The sequence below is a fragment of the Pseudomonas sp. NIBRBAC000502773 genome, assembly GCF_006517195.1.
GTDB classification, from domain to species: domain Bacteria; phylum Pseudomonadota; class Gammaproteobacteria; order Pseudomonadales; family Pseudomonadaceae; genus Aquipseudomonas; species Aquipseudomonas marginalis.
Genome location: NZ_CP041189.1, coordinates 4,210,492 through 4,231,005 on the forward strand (window position 1 = coordinate 4,210,492; position 20,514 = coordinate 4,231,005).

17 protein-coding genes are annotated in these 20,514 nt (G+C 60.9%); 11 read left to right on the top strand and 6 right to left on the bottom strand.

Annotation, left to right across the window (positions count from 1 at the left end):
* Positions 1-203: 203 nt before the first annotated feature.
* Both NIBR502773_RS19340 and hemH read left to right on the top strand, forming a co-directional pair.
* Positions 204-1,103 carry a TIGR01777 family oxidoreductase gene (locus NIBR502773_RS19340; RefSeq protein WP_141156711.1) on the top strand — a complete coding sequence of 300 codons (900 nt, stop codon included), beginning with the start codon at positions 204-206 and terminating at the stop codon, positions 1,101-1,103.
* A gap of 15 nt (positions 1,104-1,118) precedes the next feature.
* Positions 1,119-2,144 (top strand): ferrochelatase, encoded by a 1,026-nt coding sequence (gene hemH, locus NIBR502773_RS19345; protein ID WP_065924063.1) that lies wholly within the window; start codon positions 1,119-1,121, stop codon positions 2,142-2,144.
* 53 nt (positions 2,145-2,197) lie between these two features.
* On the opposite strand, the gene NIBR502773_RS19350 is transcribed toward hemH, so the two are convergent.
* Together NIBR502773_RS19350 and algW are read right to left on the bottom strand one after the other, a co-directional pair.
* The gene (locus NIBR502773_RS19350) at positions 2,198-4,294 is read right to left on the bottom strand and encodes a TonB-dependent siderophore receptor (protein WP_141156712.1); all 2,097 of its coding nucleotides are present in this window, start codon (positions 4,292-4,294) and stop codon (positions 2,198-2,200) included.
* Positions 4,295-4,406: 112 nt separating this feature from the next.
* Positions 4,407-5,561 carry a Do family serine endopeptidase AlgW gene (gene algW / locus NIBR502773_RS19355; protein WP_027606864.1) on the bottom strand — a complete coding sequence of 385 codons (1,155 nt, stop codon included), beginning with the start codon at positions 5,559-5,561 and terminating at the stop codon, positions 4,407-4,409.
* A 102-nt stretch (positions 5,562-5,663) separates the two neighbouring features.
* Between algW and NIBR502773_RS19360 the strand changes: the two genes are divergently transcribed.
* The 3 genes from NIBR502773_RS19360 to cysN all read left to right on the top strand — a co-directional run bounded on the left by NIBR502773_RS19360 (position 5,664) and on the right by cysN (position 9,384).
* A complete protein-coding gene (locus NIBR502773_RS19360) occupies positions 5,664-6,422 on the top strand; it encodes a Nif3-like dinuclear metal center hexameric protein (protein WP_141156713.1) in 759 nt (252 codons plus the stop codon).
* A 136-nt stretch (positions 6,423-6,558) separates the two neighbouring features.
* Positions 6,559-7,476 (top strand): sulfate adenylyltransferase subunit CysD, encoded by a 918-nt coding sequence (gene cysD, locus NIBR502773_RS19370; RefSeq protein WP_017137614.1) that lies wholly within the window; start codon positions 6,559-6,561, stop codon positions 7,474-7,476.
* 9 nt (positions 7,477-7,485) lie between these two features.
* Positions 7,486-9,384 carry a sulfate adenylyltransferase subunit CysN gene (cysN, locus tag NIBR502773_RS19375; RefSeq protein WP_027606862.1) on the top strand — a complete coding sequence of 633 codons (1,899 nt, stop codon included), beginning with the start codon at positions 7,486-7,488 and terminating at the stop codon, positions 9,382-9,384.
* Between the two features lie 111 nt (positions 9,385-9,495).
* Here cysN and NIBR502773_RS19380 read toward each other — a convergent pair whose 3' ends face one another.
* From NIBR502773_RS19380 to NIBR502773_RS19390, 3 genes are all read right to left on the bottom strand, one after another.
* The gene (locus NIBR502773_RS19380) at positions 9,496-10,395 is read right to left on the bottom strand and encodes an acyltransferase (RefSeq protein WP_141156714.1); all 900 of its coding nucleotides are present in this window, start codon (positions 10,393-10,395) and stop codon (positions 9,496-9,498) included.
* Entirely contained in the window at positions 10,396-12,495 is a 2,100-nt protein-coding gene (pta, locus tag NIBR502773_RS19385; RefSeq protein WP_027606860.1) for a phosphate acetyltransferase, read from the bottom strand.
* Positions 12,496-12,574: 79 nt separating this feature from the next.
* Entirely contained in the window at positions 12,575-12,865 is a 291-nt protein-coding gene (locus tag NIBR502773_RS19390; RefSeq protein ID WP_306669989.1) for a DUF3565 domain-containing protein, read from the bottom strand.
* Between NIBR502773_RS19390 and NIBR502773_RS19395 the strand changes: the two genes are divergently transcribed.
* Positions 12,864-13,349 (top strand): peptidylprolyl isomerase, encoded by a 486-nt coding sequence (locus tag NIBR502773_RS19395; protein WP_027606858.1) that lies wholly within the window; start codon positions 12,864-12,866, stop codon positions 13,347-13,349. The two genes, NIBR502773_RS19390 and NIBR502773_RS19395, sit on opposite strands and share 2 nt — an antisense overlap.
* A gap of 233 nt (positions 13,350-13,582) precedes the next feature.
* On the opposite strand, the gene rpsT is transcribed toward NIBR502773_RS19395, so the two are convergent.
* The gene (gene rpsT, locus NIBR502773_RS19400) at positions 13,583-13,861 is read right to left on the bottom strand and encodes a 30S ribosomal protein S20 (protein ID WP_003188401.1); all 279 of its coding nucleotides are present in this window, start codon (positions 13,859-13,861) and stop codon (positions 13,583-13,585) included.
* Between the two features lie 253 nt (positions 13,862-14,114).
* On the opposite strand from rpsT, the gene murJ reads away from it, so the two are divergent.
* From murJ to fkpB, 5 genes are all read left to right on the top strand, one after another.
* A complete protein-coding gene (murJ, locus tag NIBR502773_RS19405; protein WP_092358832.1) occupies positions 14,115-15,653 on the top strand; it encodes a murein biosynthesis integral membrane protein MurJ in 1,539 nt (512 codons plus the stop codon).
* A 119-nt stretch (positions 15,654-15,772) separates the two neighbouring features.
* The gene (gene ribF, locus NIBR502773_RS19410) at positions 15,773-16,711 is read left to right on the top strand and encodes a bifunctional riboflavin kinase/FAD synthetase (protein ID WP_065924072.1); all 939 of its coding nucleotides are present in this window, start codon (positions 15,773-15,775) and stop codon (positions 16,709-16,711) included.
* Positions 16,712-16,725: 14 nt separating this feature from the next.
* On the top strand, positions 16,726-19,557 hold the full coding sequence (ileS, locus tag NIBR502773_RS19415; RefSeq protein WP_141156716.1) for an isoleucine--tRNA ligase: 2,832 nt from the start codon (positions 16,726-16,728) through the stop codon (positions 19,555-19,557).
* Entirely contained in the window at positions 19,550-20,062 is a 513-nt protein-coding gene (gene lspA / locus NIBR502773_RS19420; protein ID WP_027606854.1) for a signal peptidase II, read from the top strand. The genes ileS and lspA overlap by 8 nt, the downstream gene beginning before the upstream one ends.
* Positions 20,055-20,507 carry an FKBP-type peptidyl-prolyl cis-trans isomerase gene (gene fkpB / locus NIBR502773_RS19425; RefSeq protein WP_065938471.1) on the top strand — a complete coding sequence of 151 codons (453 nt, stop codon included), beginning with the start codon at positions 20,055-20,057 and terminating at the stop codon, positions 20,505-20,507. The genes lspA and fkpB overlap by 8 nt, the downstream gene beginning before the upstream one ends.
* Positions 20,508-20,514: the final 7 nt, after the last annotated feature.

The window sequence follows — 20,514 nt, forward strand, 5'->3', positions numbered from 1 at the left end:
CGTTTTACCGTTGGGTACAGGCTACGCCGACACCAATAGCTGTACAATATTATTTTTTGGTATAAGTTTTGGCGTACCTGATCGCTTGGCGTGACCTATGGTTAAGCATGAGGCTTAAACAAAAGTCACGCTCGATTACAAATTGATCCCTGCTTATAAAATAGACTAGTGATCGGCGGCGAACGTTACATGAGGAGCGTCCCATGCATATTTTGCTGACCGGCGGTACCGGCCTGATCGGTCGCCAACTCTGCCAACACTGGATTGCCCAAGGTCATCGCCTGACGGTGTGGAGCCGCCATCCTGAAGACGTCGCCCGGTTATGCGGTGCAACGGTGCTCGGGGTGGCTCGCTTGGAGGAGGTGATTGGCGCGGTGGACGCGGTGGTCAACCTGGCAGGCGCGCCGATAGCTGACCGTCCCTGGACCCACAAACGCAAGGCGCTGCTCTGGAGCAGCCGCATCGGCTTGACCGAAACCCTGCTGGCCTGGCTCGAAAGCCAGGCGCAGAAACCGGCGGTGCTGGTTTCCGGTTCGGCGGTGGGCTGGTACGGCGACGGTGGCGAGCGCGAACTGACCGAAGCCAGCGGGCCGGTACAGGACGATTTTCCCAGCCAACTGTGCATCGCCTGGGAAGAAACCGCCCAACGTGCCGAAGCGATGGGCATCCGCGTGGTGCTGGTGCGTACCGGCCTGGTACTGGCGGCCGAGGGCGGCTTTTTGTCGCGCCTGTTGCTGCCGTTCAAACTGGGGCTGGGCGGGCCTATCGGCAACGGGCGGCAGTGGATGCCGTGGGTGCATATCAAGGATCAAATCGCCCTGATTGATTTTCTTCTGCACAAGGATGACGCCAGCGGTACCTATAATGCCTGCGCGCCGCACCCTGTGCGTAACCGCGAGTTCGCCAGGACATTGGGCCAGGCGCTGCACCGCCCGGCGTTCATGCCGATGCCGGCCTTTGCGTTGAAGGTGGGTTTGGGCGAGTTGTCCGGCTTGTTGCTGGGCGGCCAGAAAGCATTGCCCGAACGCCTGCTGGCGGCCGGTTTCACTTTTCAGTTCACTGAGTTGCGTGCGGCCTTGGACGACGTTTCCAGCCGCCGCTAAGAGATAGGATGTTGCATGACGGATCACGCGTTGTTACTGGTCAACCTGGGTTCACCGGCGTCCACTTCGGTGGCCGATGTGCGCAGCTACCTCAATCAGTTCCTGATGGACCCTTATGTCATTGATCTGCCGTGGCCGGTGCGGCGCTTGCTGGTGTCGCTGATCCTGATCAAGCGCCCCGAGCAATCGGCCCACGCCTACGCCTCGATCTGGTGGGACGAGGGCTCGCCGCTGGTGGTGCTCAGTCGTCGCCTGCAGCAGCAGATGACCGCGCAGTGGACCCAGGGGCCAGTGGAGTTGGCGATGCGTTATGGCGAGCCTTCCTTGGAAACGACCCTCACGCGGTTGGCCGCCCAAGGTATTCAAAAGGTCACCTTGGCGCCTTTGTACCCGCAATTTGCCGACAGCACCGTGACCACAGTGATTGAAGAAGCCAAGCGGGTAGTGCGTGAGAAAAAGCTCAACGTACAGTTCTCGATCCTGCAGCCATTCTACGATCAGGCGGAATACCTCGACGCGTTGGCAGCCAGCGCCCGACCTTATATAGACGCGCATTACGACCACTTGCTGCTGAGCTTCCACGGCTTGCCCGAGCGCCATCTGAAAAAGCTCGACCCGACCGGCCAGCATTGCTTCAAGGATGCGGACTGCTGCAAGAACGCCTCGCCTGAGGTGCTCGCGACCTGCTACCGCGCACAATGCTTCAGCGTTGCCCGCGACTTCGCCGCGCGCCTAGGCTTGCCCGACGACAAATGGTCAGTGGCGTTCCAATCGCGCCTGGGCCGTGCGAAGTGGATCGAACCCTACACCGAGGCACGCCTGGAGGCGCTGGCCCGTCAAGGGGTGAAAAAGCTGCTGGTGATGTGCCCCGCGTTTGTTGCCGACTGCATCGAGACCCTGGAAGAGATCGGTGATCGTGGTCGGGAGCAATTCCGCGAGGCGGGCGGTGAGGAGTTGGTGCTGGTGCCGTGTTTGAATGACGATCCGCAGTGGGCGGCAGCGCTCAATACCTTGTGTGAAAGAGCCCCGCTTTCGCTGTAATCACGTCATCCAAATGTGAGAGAGGCTTAACCCCTCTCACGTTTTTGATTGTGTTACAGGTTGAGGGTCAGGCTGACGGTGAGATTGCGCGGCTCGCCGGGATTGACCCAGTAATTGCTATAGGACCGCTCGTAGTACTTTTCATCGAACAAGTTGTTGAGGTTCAGGCCCACGGTGACGTTCTGCGTGGCCTTGTAATGGGCCAGCAAATCGACGGTGTGGTAAGCGGGCAGTTCAAAGCGGCTGCCCGCTTCACCCGAGCGATCCCCCACATAGGTGAACGCCGCGCCCAGGTCTGAACCGCGCAGCGCGCCGTCCTGGAATTCATACACCCCCAACAGGCTGCCACTGCGCTTGGCTACGCCGAGGATGCGGCTGCCCGCAGGAATGGCTTTATCACCCTTGGTCACTTCGGCGTCGATGTAGGCAAAGGCGCCGATCACGCGTACCGCATCGGTCAGTTGTCCTGTCAGTTGCAGGTCGAAGCCCTGGCTGCGTGCCTTGCCCATGGCGCGGTTGGTATTGGTGGCCGGGTCCAGGGCCAGCACGTTTTCCTTTTCGATATGGAAGGCGGCGAGGGTGGTGCTGAGGCGGTCGTCGAACAGCTCGCTCTTGATCCCCACCTCATAGCCCACGCCTTCTTCGGGCTTGAAGGTGTTACCGCTGGCGTCCAGGCCGCTGTTGGGCTTGAACGAGGTGGAAGCGTTGGCGAATACGCCGACCTCTGGCGTCAGTTGATACAGCAGACCGGCGCGCTGGGTAAGTGCGTCGTGGGTTTGCCGACTCTTGGCGTGGTTGCGGGTGAAGTCGTCGGTGCTTTGTTCGAAATGCTCGAAGCGAGCGCCGACCATGCCGCGCAGGCGGTCGGTGAAGATGATCTGGTCTTGCAGGTTCAGCGCCTGGCTTTTGGTCTGTTCGAAGAAGTCGGTGCCGGAGCGTGCGCCATTGGGTTTGGGCTGGCCGTAGACCGGGTTGTAGAGGTCGATGGCGTAGGGGCTGCCGGCTATGGCGGTGACGCGCTCCTTCTTGCGGTAGTCCTCGTATTCGGTGCCGACCAGCAATTCATGCTGCCAACTGCCAAGGTCGAACAGGCCGCGCAGTTCCAGCTGGGTGATGCTGTCGTGCCACCCCGTGGAGCGTTCGCGGTAACGGCGGTTGAGGGTGTGGCCGTCGGTGTTCAGCGCGCGGTTTTCCGAGGCGTCGCCCCACAGGCTGCCTTGTTTGTAATGACTGGCCAGGCGCAGTTTCCAGGCGTCGTTGAGATGATGCTCGAGGGTCGCCTGGATGCGGTTGTTGTGGTTGTCGATATCGCCGTCGTTGGGTTCGCCGAGGAAGGTGGAGCGCGATACGCCTGGGGCGTCGACGATGCCCCGGTCGAAGGTGGAGCTGTGGCGTACGAGTTCGCTTTCCACCAGCAGGTGGGTGTCCGGGTCCAGCTGCCAGCTGAATGAGGGCGCGACGAATATGCGCTTGCTCTCGACGTGATCGCGGAAGCTGTTGTTGTCCTCCACTGCCAGGTTGACCCGCGACAGCAGGTCGCCCTCGCTGTCCAGCGGCGTATTGATATCGACGGCAGTGCGATAACGGTCCCAACTGCCCGCGCTGGTTTGCACGGTGGTGAAGGCTTCGGGCTGGGGCTTTTTGGTGACGATATTCACCGTGCCACCGGGATCACCGCGGCCATACAGGCTGGCTGCGGGGCCCTTGAGCACTTCGATGCGTTCGATATTGGCCGCGTCCGGTGTGCTCGGGTAGCCGCGGTTGGCGCTGAAACCGTCCTGGTAGAACTCCGAGGTGGTGAAGCCGCGCACGCTGTATTCGTAGAGCGTGAGGCCGCCAAAGTTGTTCTGCTTGGACACCCCGCCGGCAAACTCCAGGGCGCGTTCCACGTTAGTGCTGCCCAGGTCCGTGAGTACCGAGGCGGGAATCACGCTGATGGACTGTGGGATGTCGCGCAGGGCGGTGTCGGTTTTAGTCGCGCTGGCAGAGCGGGTGGCACGGTAGCCTTTGACCGGGCCGGTAGCGGATTCATAGGCGTCGGTGCTGACGCTGATGGTCTCCAGCTCAACGGTGTTGTCTTCGGCAAAGGCGGGATCCAGCAGCAAACCCAAGGCCAGGCCAGCCAAGGGGGCAAACGTTCGAGACGGCATGATAGAGCGTTCCAATAGCGATATTGAAACAATATAACATGTCTAATGAGAATGCTTTTGCTTTGAAATATATGCTTACAGGTACCCGCGAACGGGTACCTGTGGAGGCGGTTTATTCCTCTTCTTTGACCGGCGCAGGCGGTGGGCGCAGGCCGATTTCCGCCAGCAGCTTGATCTCTTTACCGTTGCGCATAACCTGGATCGCCACCTTGTCGGTCGGCTTGATCCGCGCGACCTGGTTCATCGACTTGCGCCCATCACCGGCCGGTTCGCCGTTGATGCTGAGGATCACATCCCCCAGCTGCAGGCCGGCTTTCTGCGCCGGGCCATCGCGGAAAATCCCGGCAACCACGATGCCTGGGCGCCCGGTCAGGCCGAACGACTCGGCCAGCTCCTTGGTCAGCGGCTGTACTTCGATCCCCAGCCAGCCGCGAATCACCTGGCCGTGCTCGATGATCGACTTCATCACTTCCATCGCCAGCTTTACCGGGATCGCAAAGCCGATGCCCTGGGAGCCGCCGGACTTGGAGAAAATCGCCGTGTTGATGCCGGTCAGGTTGCCATTGGCGTCCACCAGTGCGCCGCCGGAGTTGCCCGGGTTGATCGCCGCGTCGGTCTGGATAAAGTCCTCGTAGCTGTTCAGCCCCAGCTGGTTCCGCCCGGTGGCGCTGATGATGCCCATGGTCACCGTCTGGCCCACTCCAAACGGGTTGCCGATGGCCAGTGCCACATCACCCACCCGCAGCCCATCGGAACGGCCGAGGGTGATGGACGGCAGGCTTTTCAGATCGATCTTCAGGACCGCGAGGTCGGTTTCCGGGTCGCTGCCCACCACGCGGGCCAGGGTTTCACGGCCGTCACGCAGGGCCACCACAATCTGGTCGGCGCCGGTGGTCACGTGGTTATTGGTGAGGATGTAGCCTTCGGGGCTCATGATCACCCCGGAACCCAGGCTGGACTCCATGCGGCGCTGCTTGGGCCCGTTGTCACCGAAATAGCGGCGGAACTGCGGGTCTTCAAACAACGGATGGGCCGGCTTGTTGATGACCTTGGTGGTGTACAGGTTGACCACCGCAGGAGCGGCGATGACCACCGCGTCCGCGTAAGTCACCGGGCCTTGCACCACCGAGCTGGTCTGGGGTGCCTGTTGCAGGTTGACATCAAGGCTGGGCAAGCCCACCCACTGGGGATAACGCTGAATAATCAGCATCGCGATCAGCACGCCAGCCAGCAATGGCCATCCAAAAAAACGCAGTGCCTTGAGCATCAAGTAAGTCCTGACAGGTTGCAGGGGGCGGGAGAGCGCCCATAATGTCGCGCATTATACGAGGCTGCGAGCGCCTCGGAACGGGATATTTAGGAGTCTTTTATGGCCGTCCCCCTTACCACCCTCGTCGAGGAAGCGGACCGCTACCTCGGCAGCGCAAAGATTGCCGATTACTGCCCCAATGGCCTGCAGGTCGAGGGGCGGCCGCAAGTGATGCGCATCGTCAGCGGCGTGACCGCCAGCCAGGCCCTGCTGGACGCGGCCGTCGAAGCCCAGGCCGATTTGATCCTGGTGCACCACGGTTATTTCTGGAAAGGCGAAAGCCCCTGTATCACCGGCATGAAGCAACGCCGCCTGAAAACCCTGCTCAAGCACGACATCAGCCTGCTGGCCTACCACCTGCCGCTGGACCTGCACCCCGACGTTGGCAATAACGTGCAACTCGCCCGCCAGTTGGACATCACCGTCGAAGGCCCACTGGACCCGAACAACCCCAGGATCGTCGGCCTGGTCGGCTCGCTCGCCGAACCGCTGTCGCCCCGCGACTTCGCCCGGCGTGTGCAGGACGTGATGGGCCGCGAGCCGCTGCTGATCGAAGGCAGCCAGATGATCCGCCGCGTCGGCTGGTGCACCGGTGGTGGCCAGGGTTACATCGACAACGCCATCGCCGCGGGCGTCGACCTGTTCCTGAGCGGTGAAGCCTCCGAGCAAACCTTCCACAGTGCCCGGGAAAACGACATCAGCTTTATCGCCGCCGGGCACCACGCCACCGAGCGTTACGGCGTACAGGCGCTGGGCGATTACCTGGCGCGGCGCTTCGCCCTGGAGCATCTGTTCATCGATTGCCCCAACCCGATTTGATGGCCAAACCTTGGGGCATATTGATATACCGTTTCGATCTAGCTGGCGCCCTGAATAGAAGAAGGTGCTGTGCTAGCATGCCCCGCTCGAACACGGCCCGCTGGCCGTCCATAAGATCGTTTTTCCGTGAGTAACCATGGTCGACAAACTGACGCATCTGAAACAGCTGGAGGCGGAAAGCATCCACATCATCCGCGAGGTCGCCGCCGAGTTCGATAACCCGGTGATGCTCTACTCGATCGGTAAAGACTCCGCCGTGATGCTGCACCTGGCGCGTAAGGCCTTCTTCCCGGGCAAGCTGCCGTTCCCGGTGATGCACGTCGACACCCGCTGGAAATTCCAGGAGATGTACAAGTTCCGCGACAAAATGGTCGAGGAACTGGGCCTGGACCTGATCACCCATGTCAACCCGGATGGCGTGGCGCAGGGCATCAACCCGTTCACCCACGGCAGCGCCAAGCACACCGACATCATGAAGACCGAAGGCCTCAAGCAGGCCTTGGACAAGCATGGTTTCGACGCGGCCTTCGGCGGTGCCCGTCGCGATGAAGAGAAATCCCGCGCCAAAGAGCGCGTGTACTCGTTCCGCGACAGCAAGCACCGGTGGGACCCGAAGAACCAGCGCCCTGAGCTGTGGAACGTCTACAACGGCAACGTCAACAAGGGCGAGTCGATCCGTGTGTTCCCGCTGTCCAACTGGACCGAGCTGGACATCTGGCAGTACATCTACCTGGAAGGCATCCCGATCGTGCCGCTGTACTTCGCCGCCGAGCGCGATGTCATCGAGAAGAACGGCACGTTGATCATGATCGACGACGACCGCATCCTCGAGCACTTGTCCGACGAAGACAAAGCCCGAATCGTCAAAAAGAAAGTACGTTTCCGTACCCTTGGCTGCTACCCGTTGACGGGCGCGGTGGAGTCTGAAGCCGAGACGCTGACGGACATCATTCAGGAAATGCTCCTGACGCGAACTTCCGAGCGCCAGGGCCGTGTCATCGACCACGATGGTGCCGGCTCGATGGAAGATAAAAAACGTCAAGGCTATTTCTAAGGGGCTGTCATGTCGCATCAATCTGATTTGATCAGCGAGGACATCCTCGCCTACCTGGGCCAGCACGAGCGCAAGGAAATGTTGCGCTTCCTGACCTGTGGCAACGTCGACGACGGCAAGAGCACCCTGATCGGGCGCCTGCTGCACGACTCCAAGATGATCTACGAAGATCACCTGGAAGCCATCACCCGTGACTCGAAAAAGTCCGGTACCACCGGTGATGACATCGACCTGGCGTTGCTGGTCGACGGCCTGCAGGCCGAGCGTGAGCAGGGCATCACCATCGATGTCGCCTACCGCTACTTCTCCACCGCCAAGCGCAAATTCATCATCGCCGACACCCCCGGCCATGAGCAGTACACCCGCAACATGGCCACCGGTGCATCCACCTGTGACCTGGCGATCATCCTGATCGACGCGCGCTACGGCGTGCAGACCCAGACCCGTCGCCACAGCTATATCGCTTCGCTGCTGGGCATCAAGCACATCGTGATCGCCGTCAACAAGATGGACATCAATGGCTTTGACCAAGGCGTGTTCGAGTCGATCAAGGCCGATTACCTGAAGTTCGCCGAAGGCATCGCCTTCAAGCCGAGCACCATGGCATTCGTGCCGATGTCGGCACTCAAGGGCGACAACGTGGTGAACAAGAGCGAGCATTCGCCCTGGTACACCGGCCAGTCGCTGATGGAGATCCTCGAGACCGTCGAGATCGCCAACGATCGCAACTACACCGACCTGCGTTTCCCGGTGCAGTACGTCAACCGTCCGAACCTGAACTTCCGTGGGTTCGCCGGCACCCTGGCCAGCGGCATCGTGCACAAGGGCGACGAAGTCGTGGTGCTGCCGTCGGGCAAAAGCAGCCGCGTCAAATCCATCGTCACCTTCGAAGGTGAGCTGGAACACGCCGGCCCAGGCCAGGCCGTGACCCTGACCATGGAAGACGAGATCGACATCTCCCGTGGCGACCTGCTGGTGCATGCCGACAACGTGCCGCAAGTGACCGACGCCTTCGACGCCATGCTGGTGTGGATGGCCGAAGAACCGATGCTGCCGGGCAAGAAATACGACATCAAGCGCGCCACCAGCTACGTGCCGGGTTCCATCACCAGCATCGTGCACCGTGTGGACGTGAACACCCTGGCCGAAGGCCCGGCGAGTTCGCTGCAGTTGAACGAGATCGGCCGGGTCAAGGTCAGCCTCGACGCCGCCATCGCGTTGGATGGCTATGACAGCAATCGCACCACCGGTGCGTTTATCGTCATCGACCGCTTGACCAACGGCACCGTGGGCGCCGGCATGATCATCGCGCCGCCGGTCACCCACGGCAGTGCGGCGCATCACGGCAAGTTGGCCCATGTCGCCACCGAGGAGCGCGCCCAGCGTTTCGGTCAGCAACCGGCTACCGTGTTGTTCAGCGGCCTGTCAGGCGCGGGCAAGAGCACCTTGGCCTATGCGGTCGAGCGCAAGCTGTTCGACATGGGCCGTGCGGTGTTCGTGCTGGATGGCCAGAACCTGCGTCACGACCTGAACAAGGGCTTGCCCCAGGACCGTGCCGGGCGTACCGAAAACTGGCGCCGTGCCGCTCACGTGGCGCGTCAGTTCAACGAAGCCGGCCTGCTGACCCTGGCGGCATTCGTTGCCCCGGATGCCGAAGGCCGTGAACAGGCCAAGGCGCTGATTGGCAGCGACCGCCTGCTGACCGTTTACGTGCAGGCCTCCCCGCAGGTGTGCGCCGAGCGTGATCCGCAGGGCTTGTACGCGGCGGGTGGGGATAACATCCCTGGCGAATCCTTCCCGTACGACGTGCCGTTGAATGCCGACCTGGTAATCGACACCCAGGCCCTGTCGCTGGAAGACAGCGTCAAGCAAGTGCTGGAACTGTTGCGTCAGCGCGGCGCGATCTAAGTCTCGCGCAGTCAAATGTGGGAGGGGGCTTGCCCCCGATAGCGGTGGATCAGTGACAGATGTACTGACTGACACACTGCTATCGAGGGCAAGCCCTCTCCCGCATTTTGATCATCGTTTGTCTGGGAAGTCTTTATGCAGCGTGTCCAGTAACGCATCCTTCTCTTCCCACAGCTGGTTGATCCACCCCTGGAACGCCAGTCGATACTCCCCATCCTGCTCATAATTCCTGCCGATAAACTCGGCCGGAATCTGTACCTCTTCAAACTGCACCACCACGTCCTGCACCTTCCCGCACAGCAAGTCCCAATACCCAGGACGTCCGCCAGGGTAGTGAATGGTCACGTTGACCAGTGATTTGAGTTGTTCCCCCATGGCATCCAGCACAAACGCGATACCACCCGCCTTGGGCTTGAGCAGGTAACGAAACGGCGACTTCTGCTGCGCATGCTTGCCCGGCGTAAAGCGTGTGCCTTCAGCAAAGTTGAAAATACCCACCGGGTTGTCGCGAAACTTCGCACAGGTCTTGCGAGTGGTTTCCAGGTCCTTGCCTTTCTTCTCCGGGTGTTTTTCCAGGTAGGCCTTGGTGTAGCGCTTCATGAAGGGAAAACCCAGTGCCCACCACGCCAGGCCAATCACCGGCACCCAGATCAACTCCTGCTTGAGGAAGAACTTCAGCGGGCGAATCCGACGATTGAGCACGTATTGCAGGACCATGATGTCGACCCAGCTCTGATGGTTGCTGGTCACCAGGTACGAGTGCTGGTAGTCCAGGCCTTCAAGACCTTTAAGGTGCCAACGGGTATGGCGCACCAGATTCATCCAGCCCTTGTTGTTGGTGACCCAGGCTTCATGGGTGTGGTTCATCAGCCATTCGCTGAAGCGCTTGGCGAAGGGCAGCGCCTTGAACAGCGCCACGATGAACAGGAATGAGCACAGCAGGATCGTGTTAAGCGCCAGCAACAAGGACGCGATCACCCCGCGTACGGCGGCAGGTAGAAAATCCAGCATTTAGATATCCATAGGTCGGTTGGCGGCTTGGATCGCAGTCAGCGCGATGGTGTACACGATGTCGTCGACCTGGGCACCGCGTGGCAGGTCGTTGACCGGTTTGCGCAGGCCTTGGAGCATCGGCCCCAGGCTGACGCAATCGGCGCTGCGTTGCACGGCCTTGTGGGTGGTGTTGCCGGTGTTCAGGTCCGGGAACACGAACACGGTGGCTTTGCCGGCGACCAGGCTGTCGGGGGCCAGTTGGCGGGCGACGGTTTCGTTGGCGGCGGCGTCGTATTGCAGCGGGCCGTCGATCAGCAGTGAGCTTTGCTGTTCATGGGCGAGCAGGGTGGCTTCGCGGACTTTCTCCACTTCCTCACCGCTGGCCGAGTCGCCGCTGGAGTAGCTGATCATCGCCACACGCGGGGTGATACCGAAGGCAGCGGCCGAGTCGGCGCTTTGCAAGGCGATTTCCGCCAGCTCGGCGGCACTGGGGTGCGGGTTCATCACGCAGTCGCCGTAGACCAGTACCTGCTCGGGGAACAGCATGAAGAACACCGACGACACCAGGGTGCAGCCCGGTGCGGTCTTGATCAACTGCAGGGCCGGGCGAATGGTGTTGGCGGTGGAGTGGATAACCCCGGAGACCAGGCCGTCCACTTCATCCAGTGCGAGCATCATGGTGGCGATCACCACGGTGTCTTCCAGTTGCTGCTCGGCCATCGGCGCATTCAGGCTCTTGCTCTTGCGCAGGGCAACCATGGGCTCGACGTAGCGCTGGCGAATCAGGTCCGGGTCGAGAATCTCCAGGCCTTCGGGCAATTCGATGCCCTGGGCGCGCGCGACCGCTTCTACGTCAGCCGGCTTGGCCAGCAGCACGCAGCGCGCAATGCCCCTTGCCTGGCAGATAGCGGCGGCTTGCACGGTCAGCGGCTCGCTGCCCTCGGGCAGCACAATGCGTTTGTTGGCCGCCTGGGCGCGCTGGATCAACTGGTAGCGGAACACCGCCGGCGACAGGCGCATCTCCCGTGGCGTGCCGCAACGCTGGTGCAGCCAGCGCGCATCGAGGTGGCTGGCGACGAAATCGGTGATGATCTCCGCGCGCTCGCGGTCATCGATGGGGATTTCCTTGTTGAGGTTGTTGAGCAGGTTGGCGGTCTCGTAGGAACCGGTACTCACCGACAGCACCGGCAACCCGGCCTGGAAGGCGCCGCGGCACAGCTCCATGATGCGCGGGTCGGGCAGGGTGTCGCTGGTCAGCAACAGGCCGGCCAGGGGCACGCCGTTGATCGCGGCCAGGCTGACGGCGAGGATGATGTCGTCACGGTCGCCGGGGGTCACCACCAGCACGCCGGGCTTGAGCAGCTCCACGGTGTTACGCATGGTGCGGGCGCAGATGATGATCTTGGTCATGCGCCGGGTTTCGTAGTCGCCGGCGTTGAGGATTTGCGCGCCCATCAGGTCGGCCACGTCGCGGGTGCGCGGCGCGTTGAGTTCCGGCTGGTAAGGAATGCAGCCGAGCAGGCGGAAATCACCGCTGCGCAGCAAGGGCGAATGCTCCTTGAGGCGTGCCGAGAAGGCTTCCATGCTTTCGTCGGTGCGCACCTTGTTCAGGATCACGCCGAGCACTTTCGGGTCTTTCGGGCCGCCGAACAACTGGGCCTGCAGTTCCACGCGGCCGGAGAGTTCGGTGAGCACTTCGTTTTCCGGGGCCGAGACCAGAATCACTTCCGCATCCAGGCTCTTGGCCAGGTGCAGGTTGACCCGGGCCGCATAGCTGGCGCTGCGGGTCGGTACCATGCCTTCGACGATCAGCACGTCCTTGCCCACGGCGGCCTGCTGATAAAGGGTGATGATTTCTTCGAGCAGCTCGTCGAGCTGGCCGTCGCCGAGCATGCGTTCCACGTGAGCCAGGCCTAGCGGCTGTGGCGGCTTGAGGCCGTGGGTGCGAGCCACCAGCTCGGTGGAACGCTCGGGGCCGGTATCGCCGGGATGTGGCTGGGCAATCGGCTTGAAAAAACCGACTTTCAGGCCGGCTCGCTCAAGGGTGCGCACCAGCCCAAGGCTGATGGAGGTCAGACCCACACCAAAATCGGTGGGCGCGATAAAAAAAGTCTGCATGCGAATTCTCTGGAGGTGCATGGCTTCGGTGGCGCCCTATGGTTGAGTGCCTACCGGGAATCAGGCGCCAAGGTTATCGTTATTCGGGCACTTGCGCACACCAGCCGCAGGCAAAGGGCTGGCCTATTTTTTCCAGGCGCTGCGCAGGGTCGAGTACCCAGGCGCGAGACTGCCATGGCGGCTGGTGGCGCAGGTGCTGGGTGTGGCCGCAGGACAGCCCGGCAACCCAGTGACCCTCCTCGTCCTGATGGAAACCGATGACCAAGGATGCCGTTGATCGGCCCCGTCCGTCCGGGTTCTGTTCGCTTTCGGGCAAATCCTTGTTTAGACTTGTCCGTTCTTCATTCTTATGCAAAAGGTCTCGCCCCATGACGATCGCCGCTAACAAGGCTGTCTCCATCGACTATACCCTGACCAACGACGCTGGTGAGGTCATCGACAGCTCAGCCGGCGGCGCGCCGCTGGTCTACCTGCAAGGCGCAGGTAACATCATCCCAGGCCTGGAAAAGGCTCTGGAAGGCAAGAGCGTTGGTGATGAGCTGACCGTTGCCGTAGAACCTGAAGATGCCTACGGCGAATACTCCGCCGAACTGGTCAGCACCCTGAGCCGCAGCATGTTCGAAGGTGTTGATGAGTTGGAAGTGGGCATGCAGTTCCACGCTTCCGCGCCGGACGGTCAAATGCAGATCGTCACCATCCGTGATCTGGACGGCGACGACGTCACCGTCGACGGCAACCACCCTCTGGCTGGCCAGCGCCTGAACTTCCAAGTGAAGATCGTTGCCATCCGCGATGCTTCCCAGGAAGAAGTGGCCCACGGTCACGTCCACGGTGAAGGCGGTCATCACCATTGATTGATGTTTGATCAATAGGTAGCAAAACGCCCCGACTGGTTCGGGGCGTTTTTTTTGTGCCTGAAAATCCAGCCGAGCACAGCAGTTTGCTCCAGCGGACTCTTATGCACCGGGCTTTTGTGGCAAGCCCGCTCACCACAAAAAGCCCGCACAAACAAAAATGCCCCGGACCTTTCGGTACGGGGCATTTCTTAACTGTTTCGCAACCTGGGCTGCGTGGCAGTTGTTACCACTTAGGCAGCAGCAGGAACGCTCAGAGCCTTGATGTGGCCATTCAGGCGGCTCTTATGACGAGCGGCCTTGTTCTTGTGGATGATGCCTTTATCGGCCATACGGTCGATAACTGGCACAGCCAGAACGTAAGCTGCTTGAGCTTTTTCAGCGTCTTTGGTGTCGATGGCTTTAACTACATTCTTGATGTAGGTACGAACCATGGAACGCAGGCTGGCGTTGTGGCTGCGACGCTTCTCAGCCTGTTTTGCACGTTTTTTGGCGGAAGGTGTGTTGGCCACCGTCGAGCTCCTCGAAAGACTTTTTAGGAAATAGCAAACAAAATAGGCCGCGAATCATGCCGATGACTTGATGTGTTGTCAAGGCCGGCTGATGCGAACTGCTGAGTGGTCGATCTGAAGAGGCGGGTGATTTATTTCCGGCGCTTGACCTGTAAACTCGCGAGCTTTGGCGCTGTGCTGTTGCAGGCGCGCAGTATCGCATAAGTAGGCGCTTAGTTCGCCTGCTCTTTATCTATAGGCGCAAACTCTTTCAATGAATCTGCTCAAATCGTTGGCCGCCGTCAGCTCTATCACGATGATCTCCCGGGTTCTGGGGTTTGTGCGTGACACCCTGCTGGCGCGTATTTTTGGCGCCAGCATGGCCACGGATGCGTTCTTTATTGCCTTCAAACTGCCCAACCTGCTGCGGCGGATCTTTGCCGAGGGCGCATTTTCCCAGGCGTTCGTGCCGATTCTGGCCGAATACAAGACTCAACAGGGTGAGGAGGCGACCCGGACCTTTATCGCCTACGTCTCGGGCCTGCTGACCCTGGTGTTGATGCTGGTGACCCTCGTCGGCATGCTCGCCGCGCCCTGGGTGATCTGGGCCACGGCGCCGGGTTTTGCCAATACGCCGGAAAAATTCGCGCTGACCACTGACCTGTTGCGGGTGACCTTTCCTTATATATTGCTGATCTCACTGTCATCCCTGGCCGGTGCGATCCTCAACACCTGGAACCGTTTCTCGGTGCCGGCGTTCGTACCGACGCTGCTTAACGTCAGCATGATTATCTTTGCCCTGTTCCTGACACCTTACTTCGATCCGCCGGTCATGGCCCTTGGCTGGGCCGTGCTGGCTGGTGGCCTGGCGCAGTTGCTCTACCAGCTGCCGCACCTGAAAAAGATCGGCATGCTCGTATTACCGCGCCTGAACCTCAAGGACACCGGCGTCTGGCGCGTCATGCGCAATATGTTGCCGGCGATCCTGGGGGTGTCGGTGAGCCAGATTTCCCTGATCATCAACACCGCGTTCGCCTCGCTGCTGGTATCCGGCTCGGTGTCGTGGATGTATTACGCCGACCGTCTCATGGAGTTGCCTTCCGGTGTGCTGGGCGTGGCCCTGGGCACCATTTTGCTGCCGACGCTGGCACGCACCTATGCCAGCAAGGATCGCCAGGAATACTCGCGCATCCTCGATTGGGGCTTGCGCCTGTGCTTCGTGCTGGTGCTGCCGTGCGCCCTGGCGCTGGGGATCCTGGCCGAGCCGCTGACAGTGTCACTGTTCCAATACGGGCAATTCGATGCACATGACGCGTTGATGACCCAGCATGCGCTGGTGGCCTATTCCGTCGGCCTGCTCGGCATTATCGTGATCAAGGTGCTGGCGCCTGGCTTCTATGCCCAGCAAAACATCCGCACGCCGGTAAAGATCGCGATCTTCACCCTGATCGTCACGCAACTGCTCAACCTGGTGTTTATCGGTCCTCTGGCCCACGCCGGCCTGGCCCTGGCCATCAGTGCTGGAGCCTGCATCAATGCCGGCCTGCTGTTTTATCAACTGCGCAAACAGCAGATGTTCCAGCCTCAGCCTGGCTGGGGCATGTTCGCCCTCAAGTTGCTGGTGGCCGTTGCGATGATGTCCGCGGTATTACTCGGCCTGATGCACTTCATGCCAGCCTGGGATGAAGGTCATATGCTGGAGCGCTTCATGCGCCTGGGCGTGCTGGTCGTGGCCGGCGTGGTGGTGTACTTCGGGATGTTGCTGCTGCAAGGCTTCCGCCTGCGGGATTTCAATCGCAAGTCGTTGAGCTAGAGAGTTTGCCGCGATAAAACCGTTGTTTTATCGATTCGATCCATTTGCCCTGCGCTGTTGCCTGTCGCCCGGGGCCGGGTGTGGTTATAATCGACCACTTTATGAGCAAGAAGCGCGTTATGCAGCTGGTTCGAGGTCTCCACAACCTGCGCCCTGAGCATCGGGGCTGCGTCGCCACTATTGGCAACTTTGACGGTGTTCACCGTGGCCACCAGGCTATCCTGGCCCGGCTGCGCGAGCGTGCGGTCGAGTTGGGCGTACCCAGCTGCGTGGTGATTTTCGAGCCGCAGCCGCGGGAATATTTCACCCCGGAAACGGCACCGGCACGTCTGGCCCGTCTGCGGGACAAGCTGCAACTGCTGGCCGAAGAAGGCGTGGACCGCGTCCTCTGCCTGGCTTTCAACCAGCGTTTGCAAAGTCTCAGCGCTGCCGAGTTCGTCGACCGCATACTGGTAGACGGCCTGGGCGTACAGCATTTGGAGGTCGGCGACGACTTCCGTTTTGGCTGCGATCGGGTCGGGGATTTCGAGTTCCTGCAACACGCCGGTATCACCCAGGGCTTTACCGTCGAAGCCGCGCAAACCGTCGAACTGGACGGCCTGCGCGTGAGCAGCACCCAGGTGCGTAACGCCCTGGCCGCTGCCGACTTCGCCTTGGCCGAGCGTTTGCTCGGTCGCCCGTTCCGCATTGCCGGGCGGGTACTGCACGGCCAGAAGCTGGCGCGCCAACTGGGCACGCCAACCGCCAACGTGCAACTCAAGCGCCGCCGTGTGCCGCTGACCGGGGTTTACCTGGTGAGCGTCGACATCGACGGCCAATCGTGGCCGGGAGTCGCCAACATAGGCGTCAGGCCCACGGTTGCAGGTGATGGCAAGGCCCACCTGGAAGTTCATCTGTTGGATTTTGCCGGTGATCTGTATGACCGGCGTTTGACGGTGGTTTTCCACCAGAAGCTGCGTGAAGAGCAGCGTTTCGCCTCGCTTGAGGCGTTGAAAACGGCGATCAATGCGGATGTCGCCGCCGCCCGTGCACTAGCCGCACCTAGCGCCCATCGCTAACCGAAGAGCCTTAAATGACCGACTATAAAGCCACGCTAAACCTTCCGGACACCGCCTTCCCAATGAAGGCCGGCCTGCCACAGCGCGAACCGCAGATCCTGCAGCGCTGGGACAGTATTGGCCTGTACGGAAAGTTGCGCGAAATTGGCAAGGATCGTCCGAAATTCGTCCTGCACGACGGCCCTCCTTATGCCAACGGCACGATTCACATCGGTCATGCGCTGAACAAGATTCTCAAGGACATGATCCTGCGCTCGAAAACGCTGGCGGGTTTCGACGCGCCTTATGTCCCGGGTTGGGACTGCCACGGCCTGCCGATCGAACACAAGGTCGAAGTGACCTACGGCAAGAACCTGGGCGCGGATAAAACCCGTGAACTGTGTCGTGCCTACGCTGCCGAGCAGATCGAAGGGCAGAAGTCCGAGTTCATCCGCCTGGGTGTGCTGGGTGAGTGGGACAACCCGTACAAAACCATGAACTTCAAGAACGAGGCCGGTGAAATCCGTGCCTTGGCCGAAATCGTCAAGGGCGGTTTCGTGTTCAAGGGCCTCAAGCCCGTGAACTGGTGCTTCGATTGCGGCTCGGCCCTGGCTGAAGCGGAAGTCGAATACGAAGACAAGAAGTCCTCGACCATCGACGTGGCCTTCCCGATCGCCGACGACGCCAAGCTGGCCGAGGCCTTTGGCCTGGCAAGCCTGAGCAAACCGGCTGCCATCGTGATCTGGACCACCACCCCGTGGACCATCCCCGCCAACCAGGCGCTGAATGTGCACCCGGAATTCACCTACGCCCTGGTGGACGTCGGTGATCGCCTGCTGGTGCTCGCCGAGGAAATGGTCGAAGCGTGCCTGGCTCGCTACGAACTGCAGGGTTCGGTAATTGCCACCACCACCGGTTCCGCGCTGGAACTGATCAACTTCCGTCACCCGTTCTATGACCGTCTGTCGCCGGTGTACCTGGCTGACTACGTCGAGTTGGGTTCGGGTACGGGCATTGTTCACTGCTCGCCTGCCTATGGCGTGGACGACTTCGTGATCTGCAAGAAGTACGGCATGGTCAACGACGAGATCATCAACCCCGTGCAAAGCAACGGCGTTTATGTGCCTTCGCTGGAGTTCTTCGGCGGCCAGTTCATCTTCAAGGCCGACCAGCCGATCATCGACAAGCTGCGTGAAGTCGGTGCGCTGATGCAAACCGACACCATCAAGCACAGCTACATGCACTGCTGGCGCCACAAGACCCCGCTGATCTACCGCGCCACCGCGCAATGGTTTATCGGCATGGACAAAGAGCCGACCAGCGGCGACACCCTGCGTGTGCGCTCGCTCAAGGCTATCGAAGACACCCAGTTCGTCCCGGCCTGGGGCCAGGCGCGCCTGCACTCGATGATCGCCAACCGTCCGGACTGGTGCATCTCCCGCCAGCGTAACTGGGGCGTGCCGATCCCGTTCTTCCTCAACAAGGAAAGCGGCGAGCTGCACCCACGCACCGTCGAACTGATGGAAGTGGTGGCCCAGCGTGTCGAACAGGAAGGCATCGAAGCCTGGTTCAAGCTGGACGCCGCCGAGTTGCTGGGTGACGAAGCGCCGCTGTACGACAAGATCAGCGACACCCTCGACGTGTGGTTCGACTCGGGTACCACCCACTGGCACGTGCTGCGCGGCTCGCACCCGATGGGTCACGAGACCGGCCCGCGTGCCGACCTGTACCTGGAGGGCTCCGACCAACACCGGGGCTGGTTCCACTCGTCGCTGCTGACCGGTTGCGCCATCGACAACCACGCGCCATACCGCGAGCTGCTGACCCACGGGTTCACCGTCGACGAGACGGGCCGCAAGATGTCCAAGTCGCTGAAGAACGTGATCGAGCCGAAAAAGATCAACGACACCTTGGGCGCCGACATCATGCGCCTGTGGGTGGCGTCGACCGATTACTCCGGCGAGATCGCCGTGTCGGACCAGATCCTGGCCCGCAGCGCCGATGCCTACCGCCGTATCCGTAATACCGCGCGCTTCCTGCTGTCGAACCTGACCGGTTTCAACCCGGCCACCGACATCCTGCCGGCCGAGGACATGCTCGCCCTGGACCGTTGGGCCGTGGACCGTACCCTGTTGTTGCAGCGCGAGTTGCAAGAGCACTACGGCGAATACCGCTTCTGGAACGTGTACTCGAAGATCCACAACTTCTGCGTGCAGGAGCTGGGTGGTTTCTACCTCGACATCATCAAGGACCGGCAGTACACCACCGGTGCCAACAGCAAGGCCCGCCGTTCGGCGCAGACCGCGCTGTATCACATCTCCGAAGCGCTGGTGCGCTGGATCGCACCGATCCTGGCCTTCACCGCCGACGAACTGTGGGAATACCTGCCGGGCGAGCGTAATGAGTCCGTCATGCTCAACACCTGGTATGAAGGCTTGACCGAACTGCCGGCCGACTTCGAACTGGGCCGCGAGTACTGGGAGGGCGTAATGGCCGTCAAGGTTGCGGTGAACAAGGAGCTGGAGGTTCAGCGTGCGGCCAAGGCCGTCGGTGGCAACCTCCAGGCCGAAGTCACCCTGTTTGCCGAGGAAGGCCTGACCGCTGACCTGACCAAGCTGAGCAACGAACTGCGCTTCGTATTGATCACTTCCACTGCGAGCCTGGCACCGTTTGCCCAGGCACCGGCGGATGCCGTGGCCACCGAAGTGCCGGGCCTCAAGCTCAAAGTGGTCAAGTCGGCCTTCCCTAAGTGCGCCCGTTGCTGGCACTGCCGTGAAGACGTCGGGGTGAACCCTGAACATCCGGAAATCTGCGGTCGTTGCGTCGACAACATTTCCGGTGAAGGCGAGGTTCGCCACTATGCCTAATGCAGCCAGTCGTTTCGGACGTCTGGGCTGGCTCGTACTGAGCGTGCTGGTCCTGGTCATCGACCAGGTCAGCAAGGCTCACTTCGAGGGCTCCCTGGAAATGTTCCAGCAAATCGTGGTGATCCCGGATTACTTCAGCTGGACCCTGGCCTACAACACCGGCGCGGCTTTCAGCTTCCTGGCTGACGGTGGTGGCTGGCAGCGCTGGCTGTTCGCCCTGATCGCCGTAGTGGTCAGTGCGGTGCTTGTGGTCTGGCTCAAGCGCCTGGGCCGCGATGACACCTGGCTGGCCATCGCCTTGGCCTTGGTGCTGGGCGGCGCGTTGGGCAACCTGTACGACCGCATTGCCCTGGGCCATGTGATCGACTTCATCCTGGTGCATTGGCAGAACCGCCATTACTTCCCGGCGTTCAATTTTGCCGACAGCGCCATCACCGTCGGTGCAATCATGCTGGCGCTGGACATGTTCAAAAGTAAGAAAACCGGAGAGACCGTCAATGACTGATCAGGTATTGGCTGGGCAACGCATCGGCCAGAACACGGAAGTCACCTTGCATTTCGCACTGCGCCTGGAGAATGGCGACACGGTCGATAGCACGTTCGACAAAGCCCCGGCGACCTTCAAGGTCGGCGACGGTAACCTGTTGCCAGGTTTTGAAGCGGCACTGTTCGGTTTCAAGGCTGGCGACAAGCGCACCCTGCAGATCCTGCCGGAAAACGCCTTTGGTCAGCCCAACCCGCAAAATGTGCAGATCATCCCGCGTTCGCAGTTCCAGGACATGGACCTGTCGGAAGGCTTGCTGGTGATTTTCAATGATGCGGCGAATACCGAGCTGCCCGGTGTGGTCAAAACCTTCGATGACGCGCAGGTAACCATCGACTTCAACCACCCGTTGGCCGGTAAAACCTTGACGTTCGACGTTGAAATCATCGACGTTAAAGCTCTTTGACCAACGC